The sequence below is a fragment of the Streptococcus mitis genome (genome assembly GCF_008763935.1).
GTDB lineage: Bacteria > Bacillota > Bacilli > Lactobacillales > Streptococcaceae > Streptococcus > Streptococcus mitis_DB.
The window spans coordinates 1-5941 of the sequence record NZ_VTQF01000016.1; the positions used below are offsets into that span (position 1 = coordinate 1).

Sequence of the window (5941 nt, forward strand, 5' to 3'; positions counted from 1 at the left end):
AAATCCCCTAAATGTCTTGGTGGGAATTTAGGGGATTTTGGGGAATTTTGCAAAGGTCTCAGGCAGTTGAGCCGCGAGGTGGCGCGGATGTCGAAGGCGCTGTCGCGGATTTGTTGGACGGTGGAGATGCCTGCCAGCGCGAGAAAAAAGCCGAAGTGGTCGGGGAAATCGGTATAGGTGCAGGAGATGTGTTCGCCTGTGATGAGGTCTTCGGCTTCGATTTGGCTGCCGTCGGTGGCGAGCACAAAGCGGGCTTTGGCGCGCTCGGTGGCGGGGCTGTCTTTGAGCGTTTGCAGGGCGGCGGGGGTGTCGCCTTCTGCGGCGGTGAGAATGTGGATGTTTTTGGTCTGCAATACGCCGCCGCAGTCGGATTTGTTGGTGTCGCCGCTTTTCAGGCGTTTGATGGTGGTAGCTTTGTTGCCGAAGGCTTCAAGAAATTGGTAGGGGAATTCGGCGGCGGCAAAGGGGGTGGCAAAAAGCTCGGAGACGGCTTGTTCGATTTCTACGGCGTTCATGAATCAGGATGGTATTAGCTGAAAGATGGTATGGAATTATAGCAGTATTTACTGAATACCAAATTGCAGCCATGTTCTTCCCACTCAATACAACCTCTCCCGTAACCTCCGCCACTGCTCCTCCCTGCCCAACTCCCCCGCACCGTCCAACAGCTGCAGATAAGCCATAATCTGCCCGTAGCGCACTTCGGCCAGTTTTTGTTCGGCATCGGCGCGCGCCTGCAGTGCCTGCAGCTCGTCCAGCGTGCTGCGCACGCCAACGCGCCGGCCGTCCGAATACACGCACTCGATCAAATAGGGGCAGGGTTCGATGACTTGTTCCGTTAGGAACTTGGCCGCGCTGCTTGCGGTTTTGTCCGGCAAAATGGCGGTGTATAGCTCCCTTGAGAAATCGTCGATGGCGACAAACAGGTAATCCCGCTTATCGGTGACTTTCTGCCCTTTGAGCAGCGGCAGCCGTTTGGTATCGAGATGTACCAGCTCTCCGGGGTAGGATTTATTGTAGCGTTTGGCCTGCCTTTTGAGTTTTTCCTGAATGCCGCGTTCTACCTTGGCCAGGCGTTTCATTCCGTACTTTGCCTGTTTGAAACGGTTGTTGGTACTGGTTTGGGGTTTGAGCAGTCTGCCTCTTGCGGCTTTAAGTGCGCGGTAAATGGTGACGCGGCTGACTTGGTAGCGGCGTGCCAGGGAGGTGACGCTTTCCTTTTCCTGCGTGTAGGCCAGCCAAATGGCTTGGCGGTGGTGCGGGGTGAGACGGGTGTTTTTGTGCATGTTCATGTTTCAGTATTCTCCTGGAAATACTGTAAACAACGCTACTGGTTTCTACAGGAGCAAGCGACGGAAGGAAATGACAAACTCTATGCCTACGACACCGGCAACAGTCTGAACGGGCTGGCCGGCGAGGATTATCTGTAAGGTGCTGCCGGCAGCGACATACTAGATGGCGGAGAAGGTAACGACGTTCTGTTTGGTAATGCTGGTAACGACACCCTGCTGGGTGGGGAGGGTAATGATTTCCTCAATGGTAACGATGGAAATGATCGACTGGACGGCGGCACCAGCAACGATACTCTATACGGTGATGCTGGTGATGATGTCTTAGTTGGTGGTGGAGGCGACGATTCATTATATGGAGGCTTTGGCTCCGACACCTACCTCTTTACCAAAGGCCACGGCTCAGACACCGTATCCGACTACGCCTCCGATTCCGGCAGCGATACCGTCCGAATGAGCGGCATCAAGTTGGCCGAAACCCAATTGCGCCGCTCGGGCAGCGATCTGGTGCTGTCCGGCTACCATGATGGCGATGCGGTACGCATTAACAGCTTCTTCTCCGGCAGCCAACATCAGGTGGAAAACTTCGTGTTTGACGACCATGCGCTGACCAACGGTCAGATTACCCAATTGGCCGCCAACAGCGCCAACGGGCTGATCAATGCCATGGCTGCGTTCGGTGAGGGCAGTGCCGGTGGCAGTGCAACCGCGGCGGCAGCCGGCATTCAGACTAATCCGATGCTGGTCGCAGCGCCGCTGTAAGCTGTAACCCGGTTTGCTGCTCCGAAATAGGTAAGCGTATCGGATTGCAAAAAGGCTACCTGAAAAACCGATTTAGCGGTTTTTCAGGTAGCCTTTCCGTTTGTCCGCATCCCGTCAACCATTCTGCAGCTGATACAGATAGCGGTAATAGCCGCTCTCTTTCTCCAGCAGCTCGGCATGGCTGCCTGTTTCTACAATCTGCCCCTGGTCCATGGCGATGATGCGGTGGCAATGACGCACGGTGGAGAGACGGTGGGCGATGATCAATACGGTGCGGTTGCGGCAGATGGCCTGCATGTTCTGCATGATGGCGCGTTCGGATTCGTAGTCCAACGCACTGGTTGCCTCGTCAAAAATCAGGATGCGCGGATTACCGACAACGCTGCCACTTTGGATGATTCGTTATATCGGAAATGAGAAGCTGAAAAGAGGCTACCTGGAATTTTCAGGTAGCCTCTTTGGACTTTAAGCATGATTGGATGTTGGGCGATTAAAAGAAGGGGCTAATTTACGTTCAGTCCATAGGAGAATGGTTTAGTTAAAAAGCTAGGGAGATTTCCCACGACTGCTGTATGGAGTGTTCCATAGGAATTTAAATTAACCTATGCTGTCCACAAAATCTGCCCATGTCTGCATCATTTCTTGTCGCTGACGGATAAATTTGGCGTGATAGTAAGCGGCGTCTGTACTGTTGTCGGGAGCATGGGCAAGTTGGGCGTCGATATGTTCTTTTGGATAGTCCATTTCAAACAGGCGCGTAGCAGCGGTAGCACGGAAGTCGTGACCACTGAACTGTACACCCATATATTCGAGTGCACGATTGATGGTGGTGGCGCTCATCATTTCTGCCGGACGGCGACTGTTGGGAAAGAGTAGTCTGCCGTTACCAGAAATGGTGTGCAGCTCGCGCAATAAAGCGCAGGCCTGTCGTGATAGTGGTACGGTGTGGGGGCGGCGTTTTTTCATTTTGTTAGCAGGGATTGTCCACAAGCCTTCATCAAGTTGAAAGTCAGTCCATTCGGCACGTCGTATTTCGATAGTGCGGGATGCGGTGTAGAGTAGTAACCAAATGGCAATAACAACAGTACGGCTGCCGTTATAGGCCTTCAGGCGACGGACGAACTCGCCGATTTCTACCTTGCTTAGGGCTTCAGCAAGTTTCCTTGGTGGGCGAATCGGCCGAGAAGTTTCAATTTGCTTTGGATGCGGCTTTGCGGCAAAGCAACTTCCAACCGGGAGATTGTTTGGGCGCACAAGCTATCAACCGGATTATGACCTTGGCACAGAATGCCGTAATCGGCAGGGGGTACACCACCACACGTATTTTGGCCGCACCGCAAGATTTAAAATCGGGTAGGCTGGAACTCACGGTAATTGCCGGGAAAATTAGCAGTATACGGGTTGAATTGGCTAATAAAGAAAATGGGGCTGTACTAGATTAGCAGATATGTTACCCTCGAAATATGAAGATAACACACTGCAAATTAAAGAAAAAAGTACAGAAAGAACTGCTCCGTTTTTTTGTGCTGGAAGTTACCGCCCGTTCCGCTGCCGATATTTTGGGTATCCATCCCAATTCGGCAGTCCTGTTCTACCGCAAAATCCGTATGGTCATCAGCCATCATTTGGCCTTGGCTGCCGATGAGGTTTTCGATGGCTCTGTCGAGTTGGACAAAAGCTATTTCGGCGGACAGCGTAAAGGCAGACGTGGTCGCGGTGCGGCAGGCAAAGTGGTTGTCTTTGGCATTCTGAAACGCAACGGACGGGGCTATACCGTGGTCGTAGATAATGCCAAGTCCGATACTTTGATGCCTGTTATCAAACAGAAAATCATGCCGGACAGTATTGTTTATACCGATAGTCTGAGCAGCTACGACAAGTTGGACGTGAGCGGTTTCATCCATTACCGCATCAACCATTCCAAGGAATTTGCAGACCGTCAAAACCACATTAACGGCATTGAGAACTTTTGGAATCAGGCAAAACGCGTCTTGCGCAAATACAACGGAATCGATCGCAAATCTTTCCCGCTGTTCTTGAAAGAATGCGAATTTCGGTTTAACTTCGGCACACCGTCCCGGCAGCTAAAAATCTTGCGGGATTGGTGTAGAATCTAGGGCTAATCTAGTACAGCCCCTATTTTTATGTATATCACATATTAAGTAGGGGGCTTAGGAAGCAAAATCACTCAATATAGTGATAAGCTTCTGAAATGAATTTAAAAAACAAGTACCAAAAGTTCAGTAAAATTACCGAGCCCAAATTTCGCCAGCTCCTGCGGCTGTTTGCTTTGGATTTGACTGCCTCCGATACCGCAAAACTGACGGGTGTCAGCATCAGAAGTGTCAACAGCCTGTACCTGAAATTACGTCGGCGTTTGGCTGACGAATGCGGGAGGCAGGCACCTTTATACGGCATTGTAGAATTGGACGAATCCTATTTCGGTGCCAAACGTATCAGGGGTAAACGCGGGCGCGGTGCGGGTGGGAAAACCATCGTTTTCGGCATTTTGAAACGTGGGGACAAGGTTTATACCGAGATTGTTCCCGATGTTTCCAAAGCAACGCTGCAAAAGGTCATTAGAGGTCGTGTCGGTATCGAGAGTGTCATCAATACTGACGGTTGGCGCGGTTATCAGGGATTGGTTGATATGGGTTTTGCCAAACATTTCAGGGTACATCATGGTGACAATGAGTTTGTTCGCGGTACGCGGCATATTAACGGTATTGAATCTTTTTGGAGCTACGCCAAGCATCGCCTGGTGCAATTTAACGGGGTGCCGAAACATACGTTTTACCTGCATTTAAAAGAAACCGAGTTCCGCTTCAATCACAGGCATAATGATTTATACAAAATACTGCTGAGAATGTTGCGTGAAAATCCTTTAAAATAAATTTTGCTTCCTAAGCCCCTAAGTATATATAGCACGGTGAAATCGGGGAAAATCTGGGCGCTCGAAGTTTGGTTGGCGCCTCGCCTTTGAAATTTGCCAACAGGTTTGATGCAACAAGTTGCCGGCTCTGGGCAATCTGATGAGGGGCAGCGGTTCAAATTATATTCGGTAACCGAGAATAAAAAACTGGCCGAAATGAACCGACCGGCGGTTGGGCGAAGTTTTTTCAGACAGGTTTAATCAACGGCAGGCAGCACGTTGAACGGCGATACGCTGTTTGAGGCTTGCAGGCCTATTTTCCCCAACTGTAGTTAAACAACACGGTTGGTTTCTACAAGCCAAAGTTTATAGTAGCATTTTTGTGCCATAGGTCGCCTATCAGCATTGTTTCTTGTAAAAGTATGAAAATCTGGCTATATTTTGCCAGATTGGTTCTGATTGTGGGAGTATCGTAAGATTTGTGGTGCGGCATTTTACATTGCTCTAAATTTAATTTTTTGATTCTAAATAAATATATGGTTCCCCGTGGGCGTGCCAGATTTTCAATAAACCCTTACTAGAAAATAGTAAGGGTTTATTTTTTTGTCTTTTGAAATGGGTGGGATTTGGTATTGGTTGTTTTCATGCAGTCATTTTAGCAGGGCATTTTCTACATATTTAGATAAATCACGAGATTTTATCTCTCATAATCTTATCAGCAATATCATATTGTTTATAAATGAATAAACTATTTAAAAAATTCAAACCCTTCAAAATCCTTTAAAAATCCTCCGTATCTAAGTTTTTTAATTTTCTCTTATAAATCTACTAATGGTTTCGATAATTTTGCTTCCGAACCTCATTTTTATGGGGCATGAATGCCAAACAGATTTGTGTATAATGCAAAATTTGGTTAGTTTCGTTATAAAGTAACTTGCTGGTTAAATAACAAAGGGAGACCTTTGCAAAAAAGCCTTTCCTTCGACAGCCGAAACCCAAACACAGGTTTTCGGCTGTT

General features: G+C 48.8%; 8 protein-coding genes and 1 pseudogene. 5 read left to right on the forward strand and 4 right to left on the reverse strand.

Annotation, left to right across the window (positions count from 1 at the left end; all coding sequences use genetic code 11):
• Both F9B91_RS11810 and F9B91_RS11815 read right to left on the reverse strand, forming a co-directional pair.
• On the reverse strand, positions 1–515 hold a 515-nt coding region (locus F9B91_RS11810), incomplete at its 3' end, for a type IIL restriction-modification enzyme MmeI (protein ID WP_225306640.1).
• A gap of 84 nt (positions 516–599) precedes the next feature.
• On the reverse strand, positions 600–1292 hold the full coding sequence (locus F9B91_RS11815; RefSeq protein ID WP_225306643.1) for a DDE-type integrase/transposase/recombinase: 693 nt from the start codon (positions 1290–1292) through the stop codon (positions 600–602).
• Between the two features lie 186 nt (positions 1293–1478).
• Here F9B91_RS11815 and F9B91_RS11820 point away from each other — a divergent pair.
• Together F9B91_RS11820 and F9B91_RS11825 are read left to right on the forward strand one after the other, a co-directional pair.
• Positions 1479–1634 (forward strand): annotated as a pseudogene (locus tag F9B91_RS11820) (calcium-binding protein); the annotation flags it as partial.
• Between the two features lie 108 nt (positions 1635–1742).
• Positions 1743–2051, forward strand: a complete 309-nt coding sequence (locus F9B91_RS11825) for a calcium-binding protein (protein ID WP_150923283.1) — start codon at positions 1743–1745, stop codon at positions 2049–2051.
• A 114-nt stretch (positions 2052–2165) separates the two neighbouring features.
• Here F9B91_RS11825 and F9B91_RS11830 read toward each other — a convergent pair whose 3' ends face one another.
• Complete coding sequence (locus F9B91_RS11830) at positions 2166–2357, reverse strand: hypothetical protein (RefSeq protein WP_368730876.1); 192 nt, start codon at positions 2355–2357, stop codon at positions 2166–2168.
• Positions 2358–2648: 291 nt separating this feature from the next.
• Complete coding sequence (locus tag F9B91_RS11835; protein WP_150923284.1) at positions 2649–3305, reverse strand: tyrosine-type recombinase/integrase; 657 nt, start codon at positions 3303–3305, stop codon at positions 2649–2651.
• Here F9B91_RS11835 and F9B91_RS11840 point away from each other — a divergent pair.
• The 3 genes from F9B91_RS11840 to F9B91_RS11850 all read left to right on the forward strand — a co-directional run bounded on the left by F9B91_RS11840 (position 3296) and on the right by F9B91_RS11850 (position 4944).
• A complete protein-coding gene (locus tag F9B91_RS11840) occupies positions 3296–3493 on the forward strand; it encodes a POTRA domain-containing protein (RefSeq protein ID WP_419991890.1) in 198 nt (65 codons plus the stop codon). The two genes, F9B91_RS11835 and F9B91_RS11840, sit on opposite strands and share 10 nt — an antisense overlap.
• 21 nt (positions 3494–3514) lie before the next feature.
• A complete protein-coding gene (locus tag F9B91_RS11845) occupies positions 3515–4168 on the forward strand; it encodes an IS1595 family transposase (protein ID WP_150923286.1) in 654 nt (217 codons plus the stop codon).
• Positions 4169–4263: 95 nt separating this feature from the next.
• Complete coding sequence (locus F9B91_RS11850) at positions 4264–4944, forward strand: IS1595 family transposase (protein WP_150923287.1); 681 nt, start codon at positions 4264–4266, stop codon at positions 4942–4944.
• The last annotated feature ends 997 nt before the right edge of the window (positions 4945–5941 follow it).

Coding starts and splice junctions, on each gene's coding strand:
- F9B91_RS11815 (WP_225306643.1), bottom strand. CDS start 1,292: ATGAACATGCACAAAAACACCCGTCTCACCCCGCACCACCGCCAAGCC.
- F9B91_RS11825 (WP_150923283.1), top strand. CDS start 1,743: ATGAGCGGCATCAAGTTGGCCGAAACCCAATTGCGCCGCTCGGGCAGC.
- F9B91_RS11850 (WP_150923287.1), top strand. CDS start 4,264: ATGAATTTAAAAAACAAGTACCAAAAGTTCAGTAAAATTACCGAGCCC.
- F9B91_RS11845 (WP_150923286.1), top strand. CDS start 3,515: ATGAAGATAACACACTGCAAATTAAAGAAAAAAGTACAGAAAGAACTG.
- F9B91_RS11830 (WP_368730876.1), bottom strand. CDS start 2,357: ATGCAGAACATGCAGGCCATCTGCCGCAACCGCACCGTATTGATCATC.